The organism is Leifsonia naganoensis, assembly GCF_013410615.1.
In the GTDB taxonomy this organism is placed as follows: Bacteria; Actinomycetota; Actinomycetes; order Actinomycetales; family Microbacteriaceae; genus Leifsonia; species Leifsonia aquatica.
In genome coordinates this window covers 4109289-4133083 of record NZ_JACCHJ010000001.1, presented here as the reverse complement: position 1 = coordinate 4133083, position 23795 = coordinate 4109289, and the positions used below count along the sequence as shown (strand labels likewise).

Genomic DNA, 23795 nt, shown 5'->3' with positions numbered 1-23795 from the left:
GTCGGAGGCCGCACCCGTCCCCCTCCCGAAAGGCACTGCATGACCCGCGTGCTCGTCGTCGGCGGGACCGGCCTGGCCGGACGCGCCGTCACCTCCGAAGCCGTCGAGCGCGGTCACGACGTGGTCGTCGCCTCGCGACGCGTGCCCGACGACGACGCCCCCGCGTACGTCGAGGGCGCACAGTACGTGACGGCCGACCTCGTCGGGGGAGCGGGTCTCGAAGAGGCGGTCGACGGCGTCGACGTGCTGATCGACACGAGCAACGGGTCGGGCAAGCAGGCCGCGCACGTCTTCGCGGTGGGCTCCCAGAACCTGCTCCACACGGCGGCCCGCTTCGGCGTGCACCGCGCCGTCCTGCTCTCCATCGCGGGGATCGACGACTCCCGCTACCCGTACTACCGCGCCAAGCTGGCGCAGGAGCGCGTGTATGCGGAGTCACCCCTCGAGACGCACATCGTCCGAGCGACGCAGTTCCATGACTTCGTGTCCGCGGTCTTCGAACGCGGCCGTCCGTTCGGCGCGCTGATCGCGCCGGCCGGTACCCGGTTCCAGCCGATCGCCGTCGACGACGTGGCGCGGGCGCTGCTCGACGATGCCGAGCTCGATGGCGCACACGATTCGCTGCGCACCATCGGGGGCCCGACGGTCGAGAGCGCCCGCGCCCTCGCCGAGCAGTGGAAGGCGGCGAAGGGCTTTCGCCGCCCCATCCTCCCGTTGCGTCTCGGCGGCCCGCTGGGCGCGACCTGGCGTGCCGGGCGCAACCTGGCGCCCGAGCACGCCGTCGACGGCGCGGACTACGCCGCCTGGCTCAGCGCCGGGGCTTGAGCCACAGAGCACCGAGCGGCGGCAGCGTCAGCACCGCCGAGGCCGGCCGGCCCATCCACGGCTCGTCCGCTGCGGTCACGCCGCCGAGGTTGCCGACGCCCGAACCGCCGAACGCGTCCGCGTCCGTGTTGAGCAGCTCCTCCCACTCCCCGGCGAAGGGGAGGCCGACGCGGTAGCCCTCGTGCGGTGCGCCCGCGAAGTTGAAGACGGCGACGAGCGGGGATCCATCGCGATCCTTGCGGACGAACGCGATGACATTGCCCGCGGCGTCCGAGCCATCGATCCACTCGAAGCCGGCGGGCTCGTTGTCGAGCGCCCAGAGCTCGGGATGCGCGCGGTACACGGCGTTGAGCTGGGCGACGAGATTCCACAGTCCCTGGTGCGCGGGCTGGTCGAGGATCCACCAGTCGAGGCCGCGCTCCTCGCTCCACTCGGACGGCTGCCCGAACTCCTGCCCCATGAAGAGCAGCTGCTTTCCGGGATGCGACCACATGAAGGCCAGGAACACGCGCACGTTGGCGAGCTGCTGCCAGTGGTCGCCGGGCATCTTGCCGAGCAGGGAGCCCTTGCCGTGCACGACCTCGTCGTGGCTGATCGGGAGGAGGAAGTTCTCGCTCCACGCGTACACGAACGAGAACGTGAGCTCGCTGTGGTGGTACGACCGCCACATCGGGTCCTCGTGCATGTACTGCAGCGAGTCGTGCATCCAGCCCATGTTCCACTTGAGCCCGAAGCCGAGGCCGCCCGATGACGTCGGGGCGGTCACCCCGCTGTAGCTCGTCGACTCCTCGGCGATCATCACGGTGCCGGGATTGCGCTTGTACGCGGTCGCGGTGACCTCCTGCAGGAAGCCGATCGCCTCGAGGTTCTCCCGGCCGCCGTGGATGTTCGGCTCCCATTCGCCCGCGCTGCGCGAGTAGTCGAGGTAGAGCATCGAGGCGACGGCGTCGACGCGCAGGCCGTCGACGTGGAACTCCTCGAGCCAGTAGAGGGCGTTGGCGACCAGGAAGTTGCGGACCTGCGAGTTGCCGTAGTCGAAGATGTACGTGCCCCAGTCCTTGTGCTCGCCCCGGCGCGGGTCCGGGTGCTCGTACAGGGCTTCGCCGTCGTACCGGGCGAGCGCCCAGTCGTCCTTGGGGAAGTGACCGGGGACCCAGTCCATGATCACGCCGATGCCGGCCTGGTGCAGGCGGTCGATCAGGTGCTTGAGATCGTCGGGGGAGCCGAACCGGCTGGTCGGGGCGTAGTACCCGGTGACCTGGTAGCCCCAGGAGCCGCCGAAGGGGTGCTCCGAGAGGGGCAGGAACTCGACGTGCGTGTAGCCGAGCGCGACGACGTAGTCGATCAGCTGGTCGGCGGCCTCGCGGTAGCCGAGACCCGGTCGCCAGCTGCCGAAGTGCAGCTCGTAGATGCTCATCGGGCCGGAGTGCGGGTCGGTCTCACTGCGGCGCCGCATCCACTCGTCGTCCTGCCAGTCGTGGTGGGAGGTCGTGATCACGGAGGCCGTGGCCGGGGGGATCTCGGCGGTCTGCGCCATCGGGTCGATCTTGCGCTTCCACGCGCCGTCGCGGCCGAGGATGTCGAACTTGTACAGCTCGCCGTCGCCGAGCCCGGGCACGAACAGCTCCCAGACGCCGGAGACTCCCATCGTGCGCATCGCGTGCTGGGTGCCGTCCCAGCCGTTGAAGTCGCCGACCACGCGCACGGCCTTGGCGCGCGGCGCCCAGACGGTGAACGCGGTGCCGACCACGCCGCCGAGGTCGCGGACGTGCGCGCCGAGCGCGGTCCAGAGCTGCTCGTGCCGCCCCTCCCGGATGAGGTGGAGGTCGAGCTCGCCGATCGTCGGCGCGAAGCGGTACGGGTCGTCGGCGGTCCAGGTGCTTCCGTCGGCGTAGCGCGCCTCGATCTCGTAGGCGCCGGGGCCGACGATGTCGACGCCCTGCCAGATGCCGTGCGCGAGGTGCGCGAGCTCGAGGTGGGCTCCGGTCGGGAGGATGGCGAACACCTCGGTGGCGAGCGGCCGCAGCACGCGGATCACGGTGACGGGGTCGGCGACGCCGGGCGCGCTGACCTGGTGCTGGCCGAGCACCACGTGCGGGTCGTGGTACGCGCCGGTCGCGACGGCGAGGAGCAGGCCGTCGTCCAGCGTGGGCAGGTCGACGGCGGCGGCGCCTTCGGGGATCGGGCTCATCGGACTCCTTCGGAGGGGTGTGGTCGTTGGGTGCGGCGGGGAGGCCGCGCCTCAGAGCGGCTTGACGACCAGGATGTGCACGGGCTCGGTGAATGCGTCGAGGCGGACGTAGTTGTCTGCTCCCCACGTCCAGCGCTGGCCGGTGACGACGTCCTTGACCTCGAACGACGACTCGGGCGGAAGCCCGAGCGCGGCGACGTCGAGGTGCACGATGGTCTCGCGGGCGGAGTGCGGGTCGACGTTCGCGACGACGAGCACGGTGTCCGCCTTGCCGCTGCGGGTGAACGCGCCGGGGAGGTGCTTCGAGTAGACCAGGATGGCGTCGTCGTCGCTGCGGTGCACGTGCAGGTTGCGCAGCTGGCGCAGGGCGGGGTGCTCGCTGCGTGTGCGGTTCAGCATGGTCAGGTAGGGCGCGAGGGAGCGGCCGAGCGTCTGGGCGCGGGTATAGTCGCGCGGACGGTACTCGTACTTCTCGTTGTCGATGTACTCCTCGGCGCCCGGGCGCGCGACGTTCTCGAACAGCTCGAACCCGGAGTACACGCCCCAGGTCGGAGCACCGGTCGCGGCGACCGCCGCACGGATCTTGAACGCGGCCGGCCCGCCGAACTGCAGGTACTCGGTGAGGATGTCCGGCGTGTTCACGAACAGGTTCGGCCGCAGGAAGTCGGCCGTCTCAGTGGCGAGCCCGGTGAGGAACTCCTCGAGCTCCTCCTTCGTGTTGCGCCAGGTGAAGTAGGTGTACGACTGCTGGAAGCCGACCTTCGCCAGCGTGTGGAGCAGGGCCGGGCGGGTGAAGGCCTCGGCGAGGAACACCACGTCGGGATCGGTGGCGTTGACGGTGTGGATGAGCCACTCCCAGAAGTGCAGCGGCTTGGTGTGCGGGTTGTCGACGCGGAAGATGCGCACACCCAGCGACATCCAGTGCCGCACGATGCGGAGCACCTCGGCGCGGAGGCCGTCGTAGTCGTTGTCGAAGTTGATCGGGTAGATGTCCTGATACTTCTTCGGCGGGTTCTCGGCGTAGGCGATCGTGCCGTCGGGCAGCGTCGTGAACCACTCGGGGTGCTCGGTGACCCACGGGTGGTCGGGGGAGGCCTGCAGGGCCAGGTCGAGCGCGATCTCCAGGCCGGCCTGCTTGGCCTTGCCGAGGAAGTAGACGAAGTCCTTCTCGGTGCCGAGATCCGGGTGGATGGCGTCGTGGCCGCCCTCCGCGGACCCGATCGCCCACGGCGATCCGGGATCGTTCGGTCCGGCCTCGAGGGAGTTGTTCGGCCCCTTGCGGAACGTGCGGCCGATCGGGTGGATCGGCGGCAGGTAGACCACATCGAAGCCCATCGCGGCGACCTCGGGGAGGCGTTTGGCGGCCGTGCGGAACGTGCCGGACTTCCACGAGCCGTCCGCGAGCTTCTTCGCCCCCTCGGAGCGCGGGAAGAACTCGTACCAGCTGCCGACGCCGGCGCGGGTGCGCTCGACGGTGACGGCGCGGGTCTCGGACAGTGACGGCAGGCTGACGATCGGGCGCTCCGTCAGGATGCCGACGATGCGCTCGTCGACCGCGGCGGCGAAGCGCTCGGCGACCGACTGGGCGGCGTCGGCGACGACCTTCGCGGCCTCGCCGAGGTGGCGGCGCTCCGCCGGGCTGCGGCGCTTGTCCTTCGCGGCGCCGGCGAGCAGTTCACGGCCGGCCGTCAGCATCAGCTCGACGTCGATCCCGGCGGGGACCTTCACCTCGGCGTTGTGCTTCCACGTGGCGTAGTCGTCGGCGTAGGCCTGGACCCGGTAGCGCCAGAGGCCCTCCGTCTCGAGCTGGACCTCCACCTCCCACCGGTCGGTGCCCGGGTCGATGGGATGCATGTGGTGTTCGGTCTGCACGCCGGCCGGGTCGAGCAGCAGCAGGTCGACGCCGATGCGGTCGTGGCCCTCGCGGAACGACGTCGCGCGGAACGGGACGACCTCGCCACGGAACGCGGTCGCCGGCCAGTGCCCCTCGTCGACCTGCGGCGAGAGGCCGAGGATCGGGATGCGTGTCAGCAGGGGGACGTATTCGGCCTGCGGTTCTCTCTCGGCAGCCGATGCCGTCTCGGCCGTCGTCTGCCGCGACCCCTCCTCCGGGAGGTGATCGACGGTGGCCCCCGGTGCCGCTGCGGCGGACGGGCTGGTCGCTGCGCTCTTTCCCACAACCCCGACCGTACACTCATTAACCTGCACGACATGAGCCTCCCGTAGGGTGGGGCGGGTGAAGGCCATCCGTAGATTCACCGTCCGAGCCGTCCTGCCCGACAACCTCTCCGCGCTGGAGGAGCTGGCGGGTAATCTCCGCTGGTCGTGGCACGAGCCGACCAAGGAGCTCTTCGCCCGCATCTCCCCGGAGCTGTGGCACCAGGTCGAGCACGATCCGGTCGCGCTCCTCGGCTCTGTCGATCCCGGCCGCCTGGCCGAGCTCGCCGCCGACCAGGGGTACGTCGACTGGGCGAACCACACCCGCGACGAGCTGCGCGCCTACCAGCAGGACCCGCGTTGGTATCAGACGCTGGGCGAGACGGCGCCGCGGACGATCGCGTACTTCTCGCCGGAGTTCGGCATCGCCGCGGCCCTGCCGCAGTACTCGGGCGGCCTCGGCATCCTCGCCGGCGACCACCTGAAGGCGGCCAGCGACCTCGGCGTCCCGCTGGTCGGCGTCGGCCTGTTCTACCGGTCCGGCTACTTCTCCCAGGCGATCACGCCGGACGGCTGGCAGCAGGAGACCTATCCGTCGCTCGACCCCGACGGCCTCCCGCTGAGCGTGCTGCGCACCCCGGACGGCACACCCGTCGAGATCTCCCTCGCCCTCCCGGACGGCGTGCTGCACGCGCGGGTCTGGCAGGCGGCGGTCGGGCGGGTGCGGCTGCTGCTGCTCGACACCGACATCCCCGAGAACGAGGAGCGCCTGCGCTCCGTCACCGACCGGCTGTACGGCGGGGGCGGCGAGCACCGTCTGCTGCAGGAGCTGCTGCTCGGCATCGGCGGTGTGCGCGCGCTCGAGGCGTGGTCCGAGCTGACGGGCGCTCCGGCGGCCGAGGTCTTCCACACCAACGAGGGCCACGCCGGCTTCCTCGGCCTGGAGCGCATCGCGAACCTCATCGGCGACGGTCTCAGCTTCGACGAGGCGCTGCAGGTCGTGCGCGCCGGGACGGTCTTCACGACCCACACCCCGGTCCCCGCCGGGATCGACCGGTTCGACCGGCCGCTGGTGGAGCGCTACTTCTCCACCTCCCTCCTCCCCGGCGTGGAGGTGCAGCAGGTGCTCTCCCTCGGTGCGGAGGACTACCCGGGCGGCTCGCCGGATGTCTTCAACATGGCGGTGATGGGTATGCGGCTCGGTCAGCACGCCAACGGCGTGTCCAAGCTGCACGGCGAGGTCAGCCGGCAGATGTTCAACGGCCTCTACCCGGGCTTCGACCCGCAGGAGGTGCCGATCGACTCGGTCACCAACGGTGTGCACGCGCCGACCTGGACCGACCCGATGCTGCGCGCCCTCGCGCTGGACCGCCTCGGCACCGACGACACCACGCACGCCGACTGGGCGAACTCGGGCGCGGTGAGCGACGGCGACCTGTGGTCCGTGCGCAACCGGATGCGCGAGCAGCTCGTGCAGGACGCCCGCCAGCGCCTCCAGGCCGCGTGGGAGGAGCAGAACCCCGGCGGGATCGCGCCCGTGTGGATGAGCGACCTCCTGGACCCGAACGTGCTCACGATCGGCTTCGCCCGGCGCGTGCCGACCTACAAGCGGCTCACGCTGATGCTGCACGACCCCCAGCGGCTGCGGAACATCCTGCTCCACGCGGAGCGACCGGTGCAGTTCGTGATCGCGGGCAAGTCGCACCCGGCCGACGACGAGGGCAAGCGCCTCATCCAGAAGCTCGTGCAGTTCGCCTCCGAGCCGGAGATCCGCGGCCGCATGGTCTTCCTGCCGGACTACGACATCGGGATGGCGCAGCTGCTCTACCCGGGCACGGACATCTGGCTGAACAACCCGCTGCGTCCGCTCGAGGCCTGCGGCACCTCCGGCATGAAGGCGGCGCTCAACGGGGCGCTCAACCTGTCGATCCTGGACGGCTGGTGGAACGAGTTCTACGACGGCGAGAACGGCTGGGCGATCCCGTCGGCCGACGCCGCCGGCGACGGAGCGGAGCGGGACGCGCTCGAGGCCGAGGCAATGTACGACCTGATCGAGCACATCATCGCCCCGCGCTTCTACGACCGCGACGGCGACGGAGTGCCCTCCACCTGGGTCGGCCAGATCCGGCACACCCTCTCGACGCTGTCGCCGGCGCTGAGCGCCGAGCGCATGGTGAAGGAGTACGTCGAGCGGCTCTACATCCCGGCGTCGCGCAACGAGGACCGGCTCAGCGCGGACGGCTTCGCCGCTGCGCGCGGACTCGCCGCCTGGAAGGGGCGCGTCCGCGCGGCCTGGCCCGGCGTGAACGTCGCGCATGTCGACGCGGGAGGCGTGGACGCGGTGCCGCAGGTCGGCGACCAGCTGCACGTGCGCGCGCTCGTGCACCTGAACGGGCTGAAGCCCGAGGACGTCCAGGTGCAGGTCGTCTACGGCCGCAGCCAGGAGGGCGACGACCTCGTCGACGTGCGGCAGCAGCGCCTCGACCTCGACGACGGCGTGCCCGGCACGGACGACCCGTCCGTCGCGCACGAGTACGTCGGCACCGTCACGCTGGCCTGGGCCGGCTCGTTCGGCTACACGGTGCGCGTGGTGCCGGTCAACGACCTCCTGCTGTCGACCGCCGAGCTCGGCCTGGTCTCGGTCGCCTCCTAGGGCCTCCCGACCTCGCGCGAGGTTCACGTCGTTGCGCTCATCGGAGCCCGAATGAGCGCAACGACGTGAACCTCGGCTAGGCGGCGAGCAGGGGGAGCGCCATGAGGGCGACGGAGGTCGCTCCCAGCGCGGCCTCGGCGCGCGGCAGCGGCGGGAGACCGCGGCGCAGGGCGACGGCTCCCGAGGCGAACGCGAACACCAGCGCAGCCACGCCAAGCAGCAGCACCACGGGGAGGCCGTGGCCGGCGTGCGCCCCGCCTCCCGTGGCGTGGTGGCCGGAACCGACCACGACCAGTCCGGCCATCAGCACCGCCTGCAGCGAGCGGTGGACGGCCATCGCGCGCACCGGGTGGTCGCTCGGCCCGCCGGCCGTCGGACGCGGCCGCAGCCGTTGCCGCAGGGCCGTCACGAGGGCGAGCGCGACGAGCAGCGCCGCCCATACGACCGGCGCGAGCACCGGCCGGGGGAGCAGCATCGTGTCGGCCATCGCGGCGAGCATCGCCAGCATCCCGAGCCACGCCAGCGGGGAGCGGCGGTCGGCGCCGCCGGCGACGCAGCATGCTCCCAGCGTCGCCGGGAGCATGCTGCCGAGGTGGAGGGCCTCGATCATCCGTGGCGGGAGTGGTCGCCGTGCGGCTGGTCGCCGTGCGCACCGTGCTCGTGGTGGCCGGGCGCGCAGTGCGCCGACTCCGCGGCCGGCACGTTGAGGGCGGGGTTGCGGCCGAAGAAGCCGTACGGCTTCAGCGTGAACTTCGCATAGTCCACCGGCATCACCGGCCAGTCCTCGACCCGCGGGAAGTGGGTCGGCCCGAACGTGTGCCAGAGCACGATGTCCTCGCCGTCCAGTGGCCGGTCGGCCGCCATGTACGCCGGGAGGCCGTCGCCGCCCGGGTTCTGGTTGACGAACTCGCCCGCGGGGTAGCGCTCGTCGCTCGCGTACTGCGTCACCCAGACCTGCTTGGTCGTGAACGCGGCGCGGGCCGTGACCGTGGCCGAGGGGTCGGCCATCAGCGTCGGGTTCTGCTCGGCGTGGAGCACGTAACCGGTCGGCTGCCCGAGCCGGTTGGTCTTCTCGGTGTTGACGATGTGCCAGGTGCGGCCGACGGACGCGTCGGCGGCGCGGGCTCCCTCCGCCTCGCTCGCGATGCGCGTCGCCCGCTTGGTGAAGGCGTTGCCGTACGGGTTCGCGGCGCTGATCGGGAGGCGGACCGCATCCACCTCCTCGACCGCGTTCGCCAGCCCGTCCACCATCATGTCGAGCCGTGCCGAGAACAGGTGCTGGTGGTACGGGGCGCCGAGGCCGGGCGCGACCTCGCTGGCGGTCTGCGTCCCCTCCACGTACGCGGAGGTGAACAGGATGCCGGTGAGCTTGGCCTCGCACTCGATCGTGCCGTCGAGGTACAGGTACCAGTAGAAGCCGTAGTCGTAGTTGCCGACGGTGGTGAAGAACGAGATCACCAGCCGCCGCGACCGCCGCACCTCGTTGGCGGAGGTGAACATATCGGTGTGCTTCCAGAGCGTGCCGTAGTCCTCCTCGTGCATGCAGATCGCGTTCGCGACGGTCTTCGGCCGGCCGAACTCGTCCGCCATCACCGCGTCGAAGTAGCGGATCTCGCCGAGGCAGTCGCAGCCGAGCGTCAGGGAGTTGGCGAACCGGCCGAACAGGTACTCGCCCGTGTCGAAGTAGTTCTGCCAGTACCGGGTGGGGGACGGGTCGGCGTACGGCACCACCATCTCGGCGATGGAGGCGCGGTAGATGACGGGACGCACGGCGCCGTCCTGATCCGGATCGGCGAAGGCGAGGTCGCGCAGGATGAGTCCCTCGCGGGCGTCGAAGCCGAGCGAGAACGACCAATTCGCCCAGGTGACGGTGTCGCCGTCGACCGCGAAGCTCGGGCCCTCGGGCTGGGTGATGGAGATCGGCTTGAGCGTGTCGAGCGGTGCGGGGCGTTCGGACTCCAGGTGGAAGTTGCCCGGCTCCTCGGGCACGGGGTGCTCCGCCGCATCCACGACCTGCGTCACCGAGCGGGCGATCATGTCGACGTACGCGCACAGGCCGTCGACGGGGTGCGCCCAGGGGTGGTCCTCGGCGTGGTCCATCCGGAAGGCGAAGACGCGGATGATCCGGCGGCCCTCCTCGCCCGGGATGTCGTACGAGCCGGGCGAGAGGGGCGCGTACACGACCTGCTCGGCCGTGAGTCCGCGCTTCTCGAGGGCGGCCAGCCAGCGGGGGTCGGCGACGAGGATGCCGCCGATCGCCTCGAACTCCTCCTCGAGGATGGGCACTCGACCGCGCTCGCCGTCGATGGGGACGAGCGCGACGACCTCCCCGCGCGTCAGCGACACGGCGGCGTCGGTGCTGTCGCCGGTCGCGACGTCGAGCAGGAGGAGGCGCGCCTCGCGGTCGGGCGCCGGGGCCGTGCCGGCGCGAGCGGCCAGCACATCGGCCTTGTCGGGCTCCAGGAGGCCGACGTAGACGAAGCGCGTGGAGTCCGTCACCGCTCCGGCGTCGCGGAGGATGCGTGCCGCGGTCTCGATCTCGGCGGCGGTCAGGCTGGAGAGCGGGCCGGGGGCGGCCGTCTCGTCGGCGGGCAGGGTGAGGGGAAGCTCGGTGGTCATGGTGCTACGTCTCCTAGGCGCTGATGGTGTCGATGATGTTCTCGTAGGCGTCGCGCTTGCTGCGGCGCAGGACGAGGGCCTGCACCACGCCGATCACCGGGAAGGCGAGCATGGCGGCGAAGAAGGCGATCGAGAGCGGGCCGAGTACTGGGGTGCCCTGCGCATCCACATCGCCGATGAGGAGCGGGAAGTTGTCGACGATGATGGCCGTCACACCCACCAGGCCGATCAGCCCGATGACGGGCGCGATCACGGTGCGCCACGGTCCCGCGCCCGTCTTGGTGCGGGCGAAGTAGACGATCACCGCGAGGCAGGTCAGCGCCATCAGCACCACGATCGCCAGCGTCGCGATGCCGCTGAACCAGGTGAAGACCTGCAGCACCGGGTCGAGGTGGAACAGCGCGAACACGCCGATCAGGACGGCGGCCGTCACGGTCTGCACCAGCGACGAGATGTACGGGGAGGCGTGGGTGCCGTGCACGCGGCCGAGCCGGGCCGGGAGCACCGACGCGTTCGACATCGAGTGCTGGTAGCGGGTGACGACGTTGTGGAACGACAGGACGCAGGCGAACAGGCTCGTGATCAGCAGCACGTTCACGACGACCCCGCCCACGGAGCCGAGGTAGTGCACGGCGGTGTTGACGATGAAGCCGCCGGTGTCCTTCGCCACCACGTCCACGATCTGTGCCGGGCCCCAGCCCATCACGAGCGCCCAGGAGGCGAACGTGTAGAAGACGCCGATCGCGATGACCGCGATGTAGGTCGCCCGCGGGATGGTCTTCTCCGGCTCCTTCGCCTCGTCGCGGAAGATGGCGGTCGACTCGAACCCGATGAACCCGGCGAGCGCGAACATCAGCCCGATGCCCGGGGAGCCCGAGAGAACGGTGCTCGGCTCGAACGGGGTGAGCGACAGCCCGTCCGCGCCGCCCGTGCCGATGATCACGACGCTCAGCACGATCACGATGCCGACCTCCGCGATCAGCAGCACGCCCAGCACCCGCGAGCTCAGCTCGATGTGGCGGTACCCGAGCACGCCCACGAGCGCGATCATCGCCAGGGAGTACACGTACCAGGGGAGGTCCGGCCCGTGCAGCGCGACGACCGACGACTCGAGCGTCGCCCCCAGGTAGCCGTACACCGCCACCTGCACGGTCGTGTACGTCAGCAGCGCCAGGTATGCGGCCGCCAAGCCGAGCGGCCGCCCCATCCCGTACCCGACGTACGTGAAGAACGCGCCGGGCTTCGGGATGAACCGGCTCATCGCGCTCAGCCCCACCGCGAAGAACAGCAGGATGATCGCCCCGATCGCGAACATGCTCGGCACCCCCGCCCCGTTGCCGAGCAGGACCGCGACCGGGAAGCCGCCGCCGATCACCGTGAGCGGAGCCGCCGCGGCGACCACCATGAAGACGATGGAGCCGACGCCGAGCCGGCCCGACAGCTGACGCGACGCGCCTGCGCCGCGGAGCGCGAGCGGATCGCCGAGCAGAGCCTGCGGCTCCTGTGCTGCGGTCATGAGTTCCTCCAAGGGGGAGAGACGGGAAAGGGGATGGTGCGGCCAGTCTCACGACGCGGTGTTGCGCCGCCGTTCCGCACGCGTGAAGAGTCGGCGCTCGCCGAATGGGACGACCCGCGTCGCATTCGGCGGTCACGCTCCCGTGACGCGGCCGAAACCGGGACGCAACACACGCGACGTAGCCTCGCGAACGAGGAGCACCCCGTGACAGCACACCCACCCGTGACGGCCCTGAGCCGGGCGATCGCCGATCCGCGGCCGGTCGACGGCCTCCCCGCGCGCTCGCCGCTGGCCGGGCTCGACCGCCGCAGCCTCGGCTTCGTGGATGTGCTCGCCCAATCGGTCGGCGCGGTGGCGCCCTCGGCGGCGGCCGCGACCTGTCCGGTGCTGGTGGCGGCGCGCGCGGGGTCGGGCACGCTGCTGGCGTTCCTGCTCGCGGCCGTGCTGATGGCCCTCGTCGCGTACGCCGTCAACCAGTTCACGCGACGCCTGGCCGCCACGGGCTCCCTGTACACGTTCGCCGCACGCGGCCTCGGGGTGCGCGCGGGCTTCGCGACCAGCGCCGCGATGCTGGTCGGCTACGGGTTCGTCGCGATGTTCGCCCTCCTGGGGGCGGCGTACTACTCGCTGACCCTCCTCTCCCACGCGTCGCCGGGCCTGGCCGGCTCGCGCGGGCTCGTCCTCCTGCTCCTCGTCGGGTTCGGGGCGCTCTGCCTGCTCGTCCTCTGGCGGGGGATCCGCCTCTCCACCCGGGTCACGCTCGTCATCGAGCTGCTTTCGATCGCCGCCATCCTGGTGCTGATCGCCGTGCTGCTCGTGCGCGTGCCGGGATCATCGTTCTGGAACGTCGCCCTGCCGCGCGACGTCGGCCTCCCGCAACTGGCGGCCGGGACGACGGTGGCGGTGACCGCCTTCGTCGGCTTCGAGAGCGCGGCGACGCTCGGAGCGGAGTCCCGGCGGCCGTTCGCCACCATCCCGCGCACCATCCGCTGGACCGTCATCGCAGCTGGTGTGCTCTACCTGCTCTCGGCCTACACGCAGCTCGCGGGCTTCGACGCCCTGGGCGGAGACCTCGCCGGCAGCGACAGCCCCGTCAACGACCTCGCCGCCCGCGCCGGAGTCGAATGGATCGGGCTCCTGCTGGATGCAGCACTGGCCTGCTCCTTCCTCGCCTGCGCGCTGGCCTCCACCACGGCCCTCGCCCGCGTGCTGTTCTCCCTCGGGCGCGAGGGCATCGCACCGCGCGCCCTCGGCCGCACCCACCGCCGCTTCCGCACCCCGCACATCGCGCTCGCCGTGGGACTGGCGGCCGAGGTCGCCGTTCCGGCGGTGCTCGTCGCCTCCGGGATGGGCGCTTGGCAGGCCATGGGCGTGATCGTCGTCTGCGCGGCCGCCGGCTACATGACCGCCTACGCGCTGGTGTGCGTGGCGACGCCGTTCTTCCTGCGCCGGATCGGGGAGCTCACGATCGGCCCGGCCGTCGCCGCGGGGATCGCCGCCGCCGGACTGATCGCCGCACTCGGGCTGGACCTGTGGCTCGAAGTCTCCGGAGTCCGTTGGCTCGCCGTCGTGCTGCTCGCCGCGGTGGCGGCGATCGCGGTGGTCCTCTACCTGCTCTGCCGCAGAAGCCGGGCGGACGCCCTGGGGCGGATCGGCCTCTACGACGAACCGACGACGGGGGACGTGCTCGGCGGCGCGCCATGAACGCCATCCCGGAGCTGAGCGGACGGCAGCCCGGCGCGGTGCACAGCGCCCTCGCCGTGCTGGAGGAGGTCGCGCGCTCCGGCCCGGGGATCACGGCCCAGCAGATCTCGGTGCGCCTCGGCCTGCCGCGCGCCACGGCGTACCGCCTCCTCAACCTCCTGGTGCAGGACGAGTACCTGGTGCGGATGCCCGACCTCCGCGGCTTCGCCCTCGGCCGCAAGGTCGCCGAGCTGGCGGACGTGGCCCAGGCCCAGGATGCCGCGGCGACGGCGCGCGAAGCCGTCACCGACCTGCGCACTCACATCCGCGGCGGCGTGCATCTCGCGGTCTACCGGGAGGGGCGGGTCGTCCCGGTCGACGTCGACCCCGACTTCCCGCTCTCGGACCCCAAGCGGATCGGGAGCGACCTCAGCGTCTCCGCGCTGGGCCGCCTGCTGCTGGCGGAGCAGGCGGCACGCACCGTCCCGTCGCCCACGCGCTACGCCACGCAGGAGGGCGAGCTGACGCCCGGCTTCGGCTGCTTGGCCGTTCCCGTGCGCGGCGAGGACGACCGCCTCATCGCCGGACTCGCGCTGGCCCTCCCGGCCTCGCGCCTGGCGGATCGCGACGGTCTCGTCTCGCTGGTCGCCGACACGGCGATCCGGCTGGGGTCGCTGCTGCAGCGGGTGTGACGGTTCGGGGCGTCAGCGGGCCCGGACCAGGCGCACGACCTCCACAGCGGCCTCGCCGACCTGCTCCACCTTCGCGGCGCCGTCCGCGGCGAAGCCGTTCTTCCGGTAGAAGGCGTGCGCCCGCGGATTGTCCGCCATGACCCACAGGTAGGCGTCGGCCGTGCCCACGGCCGCGTCGAGCAGGCTCCGCCCGGCGCCCGAGCCGTGCGCGCTCGCGAGCAGGTAGATGCCCTCCAGCTCGAGCGGGACCGGCGCTTCGGCGTCGCGACCCGCTCCCGCGCTCGCCCAGCCGACGATCGCCCCGTCCATCTCGGCGACCCAGACCCTCGTATCGCCCGACTCGATGATGCTGCTCCACGTCTGCGCGCGCCGCTGCACGTCGAGCCCGGCGAGCACCTCGGCCGGTAGCTGGCGGACGTACGCCTCCCGCCAGGACGCCACGTGGACTTTCGCGATGCCGGGAGCATCGTCCGCCGTCGCCGCACGCACGGTGATCGCGGGCACTCCCGTGGTCATGCCGTCTCCTTGGCGATGGCAGCATACGTGCCCTCGGTCGCACGCAGGAGGTCGTCCGGCGCCAGCTCGATGTCGAGGCCCCGCTTGCCGCCCGAGACGAAGACGGTCTCGAAGAGCTGCGCCGTCTCGTCCACCACGGTGACGTGCCGCGTCTTCTGGCCGATCGGGCTGATGCCGCCGACGACGTAGCCGGTTCGCCGCTCGGCCACGGCCGGGTCGGCCATCCCGGCCCGCTTGGCGCCCACGGCCGCCGCCAGGGCCTTCAGATCGAGGAGGCCGGTGACCGGCACGACGCCGACGACCAGGCCGAGCTCGGTGTCGGCGAGCAGGGTCTTGAACACCCGGTCCGGCTCGACGCCGAGCGCCTCCGCGGCCTCCAGCCCATACGACGCGGCGGCCGGATCGTGCTCGTACGGATGCAGGGAGAACGGCAGTCCGGCAGCAGTCAGCGCGACGGTCGCCGGCGTCCCCGCCGAGGCCTTCGGCTTCGCCATCAGGCGCCCGGCTCCGTGACGCGCGGGCCGTTGGCGCGGAACAGCTGCATCGACGCGCCGCCGACGAGACGCGTCGAGCCGGGCAGGAGCAGGGTCGGGTCCTCCGCGATCGGCACCTCCGTCGCGCTGTCCCAGAGCAGCTGGTACGACTCGACGCCCGGGGCGACCGGCAGGGACACCTCCACGTCGTCCTCCACGCCGTGCACGATGAGGAGCACGCGGTTGAACTCCTCCCTGTCGGGCGTCGAGGCGACCAGGTACTGCAGGGTGCGGTTCTCGGGCGAGTTCCAGTCCTCGTCGTCCATCCGGCTGCCCGTCGCGTCGTACCAGTCCATGTGGCTCGCGTTGGGGGTCGTCTCGCCGAGGACGGCGTACCGGCTCGGCCGCAGGGCCGGGTTGCTGCGCCGCAGCTCCAGGAGGCGCTTGGTCGTCTCCTCGAACTCGCGCTGCTCCCGCGAGCGCAGCCAGCTCAGCCAGGTGAGCTCGCTGTCGTGGCAGTAGGCGTTGTTGTTGCCGCGCTGGGTGCGGCCGTACTCGTCGCCGGCCGTGATCATCGGCACGCCGGCCGAGAGCAGCAGCGTCCCCATCAGGTTGCGCATCGCCTTGTGCCGAGCGAGGAGGATGCTCTCGTCCACGGTCGGCCCCTCGGCGCCGTGGTTGAAGGACCGGTTGTTGTCGGTGCCGTCGCGGTTGTCCTCCCCGTTGCCGAGGTTGTGCTTCACGTCGTAGGCGGTGAGGTCGGCCATGGTGAAGCCGTCGTGCGCCGTCACGAAGTTGACGGACGCGAGCGGGCCGCGCTCCGGAGCGAACGTGTTCGACGAGCCCGCCAGGCGCGTCGCGAACCCGCCGATGCCGACGGGCGCCTGACCGTTCCTCCTGGCCTCGGCGATGTCGGCGAGCCAGAAGTTGCGCACGCGGTCGCGGTAGCGGTCGTTCCACTCGGACCAGCCGTCGGGGAAGTTGCCGGTCTGCCAGCCGCCGAGCCCGACATCCCACGGCTCGGCGATCATCTTCACTCCCTGGAGACCCGGATCCTCGATCGCGGCGTGCAGGAGCGGGTGATCGGGGGAGTAGGAGGCGTCGGCGCCGCGGCCGAGGGTCGCGGCCAGGTCGAACCGGAAGCCGTCGATCTGCATCTCGTTCGCCCAGTAGCGCAGCGAGTCGAGCACCAGCCGCTGCGGGACGGGGTTGCCGAAGTCGACGGTGTTGCCGCAGCCCGTGACGTCGATGTAGACGCCCTGCTCGTCCTGGCGGTAGTAGGTGGGGTTGTCGATGCCGCGGAAGCTCGTGCGCGGGCCGCCGATCCCCTCCTCGGCCGTGTGGTTGTAGACGACGTCGAGGATGACCTCGATGCCGGCCTGGTGCAGCAGCTTCACCATCCCCTTGAACTCCGCGAGGATCGCCTCCGGGCCGGCCGCCTGCGCCCCGCGCGAGGCGTACGGCGCGTGCGGGGTGAAGAAGTTGAGGGTGTTGTAGCCCCAGTAGTTGGTGAGGCCCTGCTGGATGAGGCGCTGCTCCGAGACGAACGTCTGGACCGGCAGCAGCTCGACGGCCGTCACACCGAGATCGCGGAGGTACCCGATCGACGACTCGTGGGCGAGCCCGGCGTACGTGCCGCGCAGCTCCTCCGGCACGGCCGGGTTGACCTTGCTGAAGCCGCGGACGTGCGTCTCGTAGACCACCGTGTGATCGAGCGGGGTGGCGGGCTTGACGACGTCGCCCCAGTCGAAGCCGTCCTCGATGACGACGCCCCGCCAGGCGTCCGACCCGGCGCGGACCATTCCGCGGGCGTAGGGGTCGAGCAGCAGCGTCTCGGGGTTGAACACGTTCTGCGGCGACGTCGGGCCGGAGACGCGGACCGCGTAGCGGCTGCCGACGGTCAGCGAGCGCGAGCGCACCGACCAGACCCCGTTCGCGTCGCGGGTCATCGGGCGCGTCTTCACGAGCCAGTTGGGGTCGCGCTCGTCGAAGAGGCACAGTTCCATCGCGTCGGCGTTGGCGGAGAACACCCGCAGCTCGCCGCCGTTCGGCCCGACGCGGACGCCCAGATTGCGCAGAGGATCGGCGGAGGTCATGCGATCTAGAGTAGTGACAGGCGCCCGGGCATCCGTCCGGCGCCGCACCCGCGAACCGAGGAGGGCCCGGTGCCGGTCTATCTCGACCACGCCGCGACGACCCCCGTGCGCCCCGAGGCGATCGCCGCCTTCGCCGACGCGATGGGCGTCGTCGGCAACCCCTCCAGCATCCACAGCCAGGGCCAGCAGGCCAAGCGGATGCTGGAGGAGGCGCGGGAGGCGGTCGCGGCCACGCTCGGCTGCGACCCGATCGAGGTCGTCTTCACGTCGGGCGGCACCGAGTCGATCAACCTCGCGGTCAAGGGCCTCTACTGGGCGCGCAACGCGCAGGCGCAGCGGCCGCGCATCCTCGTGCCCGGCGGGGAACACCATGCGACCACCGACACCATCGAGTGGCTGGAGCGGGCGGAGGGTGCCCGACCCGAGTGGCTGGACCTCGACGCCGAGGGGCGCATCGTGCCCGCGCCGATCACCGCGCCGGATGAGACGGCGCTGCTCACCTTCCTCGCGGTCAACAACGAGGTCGGCACGATCCAGCCGGTCGTCGACCTGGCGGCTCCGGCGCGGGAGGCGGGGGTGCCCGTGCACGTCGACGGGGTCTCCGCCTACGGCCACCTGCCGATCGACTTCGCCGCGCTCGGCGTGGATGCGCTGAGCGTGTCCGCCCACAAGATCGGCGGGCCGGTCGGCATCGGCGCGCTCGTGCTGAGCCGCACCTCCACGGTCGTGCCGCTGATCCACGGCGGCGGCCAGCAGCGCCAGGTGCGCAGTGGGACGCAGGACGTCGCGGCGGCCGTATCGTTCGCGGTCGCGGCCCGGGCGGCGGAGGCCGAGCGCGTCGCCGAGGCCGCGCGGCTCGGGGCGCTGCGCGACCGCCTCATCGCCGGCGTGCGCTCGGCCGTGCCGGAGGCCGTGCTGAGCGGTCCGGAGCCGGCGTCGGGGGAGCGGGTCGCGTCGAACGCGCACTTCGTCTTCCCCGGGGCGCAGGGCGACTCCCTGCTCTTCCTGCTCGACATGGCGGGCCTGTCCGTCTCCACCGGATCGGCGTGCACCGCCGGCATCCCGGAGCCGTCGCAGGTGCTGCTCGCGATGGGCCGGAGCGAGCTCGACGCCCGCAGCGCGCTGCGGTTCACCCTGGGCCGCACCTCCACGGAAGCGGACGTGGACGCGTTGCTCGCTGCTCTCCCGGCGGCCTACGCCCAGGCGGCCCGCGCGGGACACGCCGAGCGGGCGTCCCGCCTCGCCTGAGCGCCGCCCGGCCGACCCTCAGCCCCGACAGCGTAGAATCCCGGGGTGAAGGTTCTGGCAGCGATGAGCGGGGGAGTGGACTCCGCGGTGGCGGCGGCGCGCGCGGTCGAGGCCGGGCACGACGTGGTCGGCGTGCATCTCGCCCTCAGCCGGATGCCCGGGACGCTGCGCACCGGCAGCCGCGGCTGCTGCACCATCGAGGACTCGATGGACGCCCAGCGCGCCGCGAACATCATCGGCATCCCGTACTACGTGTGGGACTTCTCCGAGCGGTTCAAGCTCGACGTCGTCGACGACTTCATCGCCGAGTACGCCGCCGGCCGCACGCCCAACCCGTGCATGCGCTGCAACGAGCGGATCAAGTTCGCCGCGCTGCTCGAGAAGGCCCTCGACCTCGGCTTTGACGCCGTGTGCACCGGGCACTACGCCGCCGTCGTCACCGACGAGAACGGCAATCGCGAGCTGCACCGCGCCAGCGCCTGGGCCAAGGACCAGTCGTACGTGCTCGGGGTGCTGACGGCCGACCAGCTCGCGCACGCGATGTTCCCCCTCGGTGCGACGCCGTCCAAGGCGGAGGTCCGCGCGGAGGCGGAGGCCCGCGGCCTCAGCGTCGCGAACAAGCCCGACTCGCACGACATCTGCTTCATCCCGGACGGCGACACCCGCGGCTGGCTCGCCGAGCGCGTGGGAGCCGAGACCGGCGACATCCTGGATCGCGACGGCAACCGCATCGGCAGCCACGAGGGCGCGCTCGCGTTCACGGTCGGACAGCGCAAGGGGCTCAACATCGGCTACCCCTCCGCCGACGGCCGTCCGCGCTTCGTGCTGGAGGTGCGACCCAAGGACAACACGGTGGTCGTCGGCCCGAAGGAGGCGCTCGACATCGCGGAGATCGCGGGCTCGCGCTTCACCTGGGCCGGCCTCGCGCCCGCCGATTCGGCCACCCCCTTCGACTGCGACGTGCAGATCCGCGCCCACTCCGACCCCGTGCCCGCCGTCGCCTTCGTCGCGGACGGCGAGCTCGTCGTGCGCCCGCACACCCCGCTCGACGGCGTCGCCCCCGGTCAGACCGCCGTCGTGTACGTCGGCACGCGGGTGCTCGGCCAGACCACGATCGACCGCACCGTCTCCGCCGTCCCGGCCTGAGGCGCGGCCGCCTCCTCCCGCGCACATTCGGCACGAATCGCGGCTTCGGGGCGCGGTATCCCGCGATTCGTGCCGAATGCGCACGGGCCGGGGAGGCGCCGTGGCGGTGTCGGCGGCGCTGCCTAGTATTGGTCCGTGAGCGAGATCTCTGAGACCAGTGACACCCCGGTCGAGTTCGGCGACCTCGACTTCGAGGCGGCGCGGGCGGAGGCCGACCGGCTCGCCGAGCGCATCGAGGGCGCGCGCGTGGCGTACTACGGCGACGGCGACTCCGCGCTCTCCGACGCGGAGTACGACGCCGACTTCCACCGCCTGGAGGCGATCGAGCGGGCGTTCCCCGAACTGGCCGGGCAGGACAGCCCCACCCAGCAGGTCGGCGCGGTCGTGGCCTCGGTCGGCTTCCCCGAGCACGAGCACGCCGAGCGCATGCTCAGCCTCGACAACGTCTTCTCGATCGACGAGTTCCGCGACTGGGCGGCCAAGACGGCCGCGGCCGCCGGGCGTCCGGTGCGCTGGCTCACCGAGCTCAAGATCGACGGCCTCGCGATCAGCCTCGCCTACCGCGACGGCGTGCTCGAGACGGCGACCACCCGCGGCGACGGCCGGGTCGGCGAGGACATCACCGAGAACATCGACTGGATCCCGACCATCCCGCGGCAGCTGAGCGGCACGGGCTACCCGGCGTTCTTCGAGGTGCGCGGCGAGGTCTTCCTGCGCACCGTGGACTTCGAGGCGCTCAATCAGCGCCAGCGCGACCTGCAGGCCGCCTACGAGGACGAGGAGCGGGCGAAGGGGCGCCCCGAGGACCGCATCAAGACGCGGTATCCCGAGTTCGCGAACGCCCGCAACACCGCGGCGGGCAGCCTGCGCCAGCGCCGCGAGAACAAGAACGCCTTCGAGCTGGAGCTCATGCGCGAGCGGCTCGGGCGGCTCTCCCTTTACCTCCACGGCATCGGCGCGTGGCAGCATCCCGACGTCGTCGCCCAGTCCGAGATCTACGGGCTGCTCGCCGGGTGGGGCCTGCCCGTGTCGCCGCACTCGCGCGTGTTCGACTCGGTGGAGGAGGTCGCCGGCTACATCGCCGACCGCGGCGAACACCGGCACGACGTCGAGCACGAGATCGACGGCATCGTGGTGAAGGTCGACGAGCTCGACCTCCACGTGGAGCTCGGCGCCACCAGCCGCGCCCCGCGCTGGGCGATCGCCTACAAGTACCCGCCCGAGGAGGTGCACACGAAGCTCCTCGACATCGTCGTCGGGGTGGGGCGCACCGGCCGCGCGACGCCGTACGCCGTGATGGAGCCCGTGAAGGTCGCCGGCTCGACCGTGCGGCAGGCCACCCTGCACAACCAGGAGGTGGTGCGTGCCAAGGGCGTCATGATCGGCGACACCGTCGTGCTGCGCAAGGCGGGGGACGTCATCCCGGAGATCCTCGGAGCCGTCGAGCAGCAGCGCGACGGCACCCAGGTCGAGTGGCACATGCCCGAGGTGTGCCCGGAGTGCGGCACCCCCCTCCGCCCGATGAAGGAGGGCGACATCGACCTCCGGTGCCCGAACGCCCGATCGTGCCCGGCGCAGGTGCGCGGGCGCGTGGAGCACATCGGATCGCGGGGCGGCCTCGACATCGAGGCGCTCGGAGAAGTCACGGCGGCGGCGTTGACCCAGCCGGTCGTGCCGGCCACCCCGCCGCTCGCGACCGAGGCCCGGCTGTTCGACCTCGAGATCGACGAGCTCGTCCCGATCGAGGTGCTCGTGCGCGACTCCGAGACGGGCGAGATCAAGCTCGACGAGGTGACGGGCGAGCCGATCCGCCGCTCGCCGTTCCAGCGCCTCGGCGCCAAGACGTACCCGCCCGGCACGGAGGACCTCGACCCGGCGGAGCGCCGCCGTCTGGGCATCCGCAAGGACCACCAGCTCGTCCTGCCCTCGGAGGCGGCGACGAAGCTGCTCGCCGAGCTCGAGAAGGCGAAGACCAAGCCCCTCTGGCGCATCCTGGTCTCCCTGAACATCCGCCACGTCGGCCCCGTCGCGGCGCGCGCGCTGGCCGACTACTTCGGATCGCTCGACGCGATCCGCGCTGCGAGCAGGGAGGAGCTCGCCGAGGTCGACGGCGTCGGCGGCATCATCGCCGACGCGGTGATCGACTGGTTCGGCGTCGACTGGCACGTCGACATCGTCGACCGCTGGACGAAGGCGGGCGTGCAGTTCTCGACGCCCGGCCACCCCGGTCCGGGCGCCGCGGCCGACGCCGGCGGCGTGCTCGCGGGGCTGACCGTCGTCGCCACCGGCTCGCTGGAGGGGTACACGCGCGAGGGCGCCCAGGAGGCGATCATCGCCGCGGGCGGGAAGGCCGCATCGAGCGTCTCGAAGAAGACGGATTTCGTCGCCGCCGGACCCGGCGCGGGGTCTAAGCTCACCAAGGCGGAGGAGCTCGGACTCCGGGTCCTCGACGCCGCTCAGTTCCGCATCCTCGTCGAACAGGGCCCGGATGCCCTCGGAGAGGCCTGAACCTGTCAGTCAAAGCGCGGACAGGATCCGAAGTCTCCCCCTGAATCGGGGGTAGAACGGCCTGCCGACGTCCATGTTTTCCCCGATAGCATGCAGAGGTGCGCTCACCCGATGCGCACTGCAAGGGCTTAGCTCGCTCGCTCTCGGAGGGACCCGGACGGAGTGCTGGTCGGCTTTGCAGCTGTCTCCATTGTGACCTCGGCAGTCTCAGGACTGACCGGGGCCTTCGTCGTACCCGCCGACGCCTCCATCGCGCCCGCGTCGCAGACCGTCGCCGCCGCCGGCATCACGTCGGATGCACCCGTCTCGGGAGCCTCGAATGTCACGACGACCTCCACTCTCGGCCGGCTCGCCGGAGTGAGCGCCTCCGCCCTTCCGGCCTACCTCACCGGGCATCATGCCGAGATCGACAAGCTGATCGCGGATCCGCCTGCGGCGACCGACGTCAGCCGGGTCTGGTCGATCCTCGACGCCAAGCAGCAGGCGGTGCTCCTGAAGGAGGCCCCGCACCTCATCGGCAACCTCGAGGGCGTCCCGTACACCGTGCGCGGCCGCGCGAACGCGCTCGACCTCAAGCGAACCATCGCGACCGCGAAGACCGACCTCAAGACCGAGCGCGGCAAGACCCAGCGTCTCGTCCTCCAGCGTCAGCTGACCACTCTCGGCAACGTGAAGGACGCCCTCGAGAAGAAGGACGGCGTCACCCGCACCCTCGTCTCGCTCGACACCTCCTCCGACGCGAAGGCGGCCATCGTCGTCGGCGACCTGAGCACGGCGAAGTACGTGAGCGTGCTCGTGCCGGGCATGTACATGTCCGTCGGTGAGCAGATCGAGGCCTGGGCGGAGGTCGCGCAGGACCTGCACGATCAGGAGGCCGGATTCCTGAAGCGCATCGCCGGTCAGGGCAGCGGATCGAAGACGCCCGGGGTCGCCGTGGTCGCCTGGATCGGCTACCAGACGCCGGTGCTCACGAACATCGGCGGCCTGGCGCTCGCGCAGCAGGGCGCCGACAGCCTGGAGCGCACGCTGGAGGGCATCACGAGTCTGCGGGCCGCCGATCCGCCGTACCTCAGCGTCTTCGCGCACTCCTACGGCTCGACCGCCGCACTGCTCGCGCTGGAGCGCGGGAACGTGCAGGTCGACGCGCTGGCCCTGATGGGCTCGCCCGGAAGCGACGCGCAGTCCGTGAAGGACCTCTCGGTGCGCGGCGGCAACGTCTGGGTGGGCGAGGCCCCGATGGACCCGATCGTCGACAGCGCGTTCTTCGGCAGCGATCCCGGCTCGCCGTCGTACGGCGCGAAGAAGATGGGCGTCGGCGGCGCCGTCGACCCGCTGACGCACCGCGCGCTCGCGGGGTCGAGCGGGCACAACGAGTACTTCACCGCGGGCACCGAGTGCATGCGCAACCTCGCGATGATCGGGATCGATCAGGGGCGCCTCGTCCTCTGACCCGTCCGCGGCCCGCATAATGG

General features: G+C 71.6%; 16 protein-coding genes. 8 read left to right on the top strand and 8 right to left on the bottom strand.

Features of this window, described 5'->3' with window-relative positions; genetic code table 11:
- Positions 1-39 precede the first annotated feature (39 nt).
- Positions 40-825, top strand: coding sequence for an SDR family oxidoreductase (locus HNR14_RS19855; protein WP_179702336.1), 786 nt, complete (start codon positions 40-42; stop codon positions 823-825).
- On the opposite strand, the gene glgB is transcribed toward HNR14_RS19855, so the two are convergent.
- Together glgB and HNR14_RS19845 are read right to left on the bottom strand one after the other, a co-directional pair.
- Positions 809-3016, bottom strand: coding sequence for a 1,4-alpha-glucan branching protein GlgB (glgB, locus tag HNR14_RS19850; protein ID WP_179702335.1), 2208 nt, complete (start codon positions 3014-3016; stop codon positions 809-811). The two genes, HNR14_RS19855 and glgB, sit on opposite strands and share 17 nt — an antisense overlap.
- Positions 3017-3067: 51 nt before the next feature.
- Entirely contained in the window at positions 3068-5194 is a 2127-nt protein-coding gene (locus HNR14_RS19845; RefSeq protein ID WP_425485044.1) for an alpha-1,4-glucan--maltose-1-phosphate maltosyltransferase, read from the bottom strand.
- Positions 5195-5252: 58 nt separating this feature from the next.
- On the opposite strand from HNR14_RS19845, the gene glgP reads away from it, so the two are divergent.
- Positions 5253-7826 (top strand): alpha-glucan family phosphorylase, encoded by a 2574-nt coding sequence (glgP, locus tag HNR14_RS19840; protein ID WP_179702334.1) that lies wholly within the window; start codon positions 5253-5255, stop codon positions 7824-7826.
- Between the two features lie 76 nt (positions 7827-7902).
- Here glgP and HNR14_RS19835 read toward each other — a convergent pair whose 3' ends face one another.
- Genes HNR14_RS19835 through HNR14_RS19825 form a run of 3 tightly spaced genes read right to left on the bottom strand, consistent with a single transcriptional unit; the run spans position 7903 to position 11961 of the window.
- On the bottom strand, positions 7903-8436 hold the full coding sequence (locus HNR14_RS19835; protein WP_179702333.1) for a hypothetical protein: 534 nt from the start codon (positions 8434-8436) through the stop codon (positions 7903-7905).
- Positions 8433-10445, bottom strand: a complete 2013-nt coding sequence (locus HNR14_RS19830; RefSeq protein ID WP_179702332.1) for a primary-amine oxidase — start codon at positions 10443-10445, stop codon at positions 8433-8435. The genes HNR14_RS19835 and HNR14_RS19830 overlap by 4 nt, the downstream gene beginning before the upstream one ends.
- A 13-nt stretch (positions 10446-10458) precedes the next feature.
- Entirely contained in the window at positions 10459-11961 is a 1503-nt protein-coding gene (locus HNR14_RS19825; protein ID WP_179702331.1) for an APC family permease, read from the bottom strand.
- A gap of 204 nt (positions 11962-12165) precedes the next feature.
- Here HNR14_RS19825 and HNR14_RS19820 point away from each other — a divergent pair, with 204 nt between their 5' ends.
- Complete coding sequence (locus HNR14_RS19820; RefSeq protein WP_343064552.1) at positions 12166-13665, top strand: APC family permease; 1500 nt, start codon at positions 12166-12168, stop codon at positions 13663-13665.
- On the top strand, positions 13662-14336 hold the full coding sequence (locus tag HNR14_RS19815; protein ID WP_179702330.1) for an IclR family transcriptional regulator: 675 nt from the start codon (positions 13662-13664) through the stop codon (positions 14334-14336). Before HNR14_RS19820 ends, HNR14_RS19815 begins: the two co-directional genes overlap by 4 nt.
- Positions 14337-14348: 12 nt before the next feature.
- Here HNR14_RS19815 and HNR14_RS19810 read toward each other — a convergent pair whose 3' ends face one another.
- From HNR14_RS19810 to glgX, 3 genes are read right to left on the bottom strand one after another with little or no spacing between them, the layout of a single operon-like run.
- The gene (locus HNR14_RS19810; protein WP_218875082.1) at positions 14349-14852 is read right to left on the bottom strand and encodes a GNAT family N-acetyltransferase; all 504 of its coding nucleotides are present in this window, start codon (positions 14850-14852) and stop codon (positions 14349-14351) included.
- On the bottom strand, positions 14849-15346 hold the full coding sequence (gene ybaK, locus HNR14_RS19805) for a Cys-tRNA(Pro) deacylase (protein WP_179702329.1): 498 nt from the start codon (positions 15344-15346) through the stop codon (positions 14849-14851). The genes HNR14_RS19810 and ybaK overlap by 4 nt, the downstream gene beginning before the upstream one ends.
- Complete coding sequence (glgX, locus tag HNR14_RS19800; RefSeq protein WP_179702328.1) at positions 15346-17421, bottom strand: glycogen debranching protein GlgX; 2076 nt, start codon at positions 17419-17421, stop codon at positions 15346-15348. The genes ybaK and glgX overlap by 1 nt, the downstream gene beginning before the upstream one ends.
- Before the next feature lie 69 nt (positions 17422-17490).
- On the opposite strand from glgX, the gene HNR14_RS19795 reads away from it, so the two are divergent.
- The 4 genes from HNR14_RS19795 (at position 17491) to HNR14_RS19780 (ending at position 23772) form a co-directional block, all read left to right on the top strand.
- Complete coding sequence (locus HNR14_RS19795; RefSeq protein WP_179702327.1) at positions 17491-18669, top strand: aminotransferase class V-fold PLP-dependent enzyme; 1179 nt, start codon at positions 17491-17493, stop codon at positions 18667-18669.
- Between the two features lie 45 nt (positions 18670-18714).
- The gene (gene mnmA, locus HNR14_RS19790; protein WP_343064551.1) at positions 18715-19815 is read left to right on the top strand and encodes a tRNA 2-thiouridine(34) synthase MnmA; all 1101 of its coding nucleotides are present in this window, start codon (positions 18715-18717) and stop codon (positions 19813-19815) included.
- Between the two features lie 135 nt (positions 19816-19950).
- Positions 19951-22323 (top strand): NAD-dependent DNA ligase LigA, encoded by a 2373-nt coding sequence (ligA, locus tag HNR14_RS19785; protein ID WP_343064550.1) that lies wholly within the window; start codon positions 19951-19953, stop codon positions 22321-22323.
- Positions 22324-22515: 192 nt separating this feature from the next.
- A complete protein-coding gene (locus tag HNR14_RS19780) occupies positions 22516-23772 on the top strand; it encodes an alpha/beta hydrolase (protein ID WP_343064549.1) in 1257 nt (418 codons plus the stop codon).
- The last annotated feature ends 23 nt before the right edge of the window (positions 23773-23795 follow it).

Excerpts from the sequence above, each read along its gene's own strand:
- glgX (WP_179702328.1), bottom strand. The coding sequence starts at position 17,421 with ATGACCTCCGCCGATCCTCTGCGCAATCTGGGCGTCCGCGTCGGGCCG.
- glgB (WP_179702335.1), bottom strand. The coding sequence starts at position 3,016 with ATGAGCCCGATCCCCGAAGGCGCCGCCGCCGTCGACCTGCCCACGCTG.
- HNR14_RS19825 (WP_179702331.1), bottom strand. The coding sequence starts at position 11,961 with ATGACCGCAGCACAGGAGCCGCAGGCTCTGCTCGGCGATCCGCTCGCG.
- HNR14_RS19835 (WP_179702333.1), bottom strand. The coding sequence starts at position 8,436 with ATGATCGAGGCCCTCCACCTCGGCAGCATGCTCCCGGCGACGCTGGGA.
- HNR14_RS19810 (WP_218875082.1), bottom strand. The coding sequence starts at position 14,852 with ATGACCACGGGAGTGCCCGCGATCACCGTGCGTGCGGCGACGGCGGAC.
- HNR14_RS19855 (WP_179702336.1), top strand. The coding sequence starts at position 40 with ATGACCCGCGTGCTCGTCGTCGGCGGGACCGGCCTGGCCGGACGCGCC.
- HNR14_RS19830 (WP_179702332.1), bottom strand. The coding sequence starts at position 10,445 with ATGACCACCGAGCTTCCCCTCACCCTGCCCGCCGACGAGACGGCCGCC.
- ybaK (WP_179702329.1), bottom strand. The coding sequence starts at position 15,346 with ATGGCGAAGCCGAAGGCCTCGGCGGGGACGCCGGCGACCGTCGCGCTG.
- HNR14_RS19815 (WP_179702330.1), top strand. The coding sequence starts at position 13,662 with ATGAACGCCATCCCGGAGCTGAGCGGACGGCAGCCCGGCGCGGTGCAC.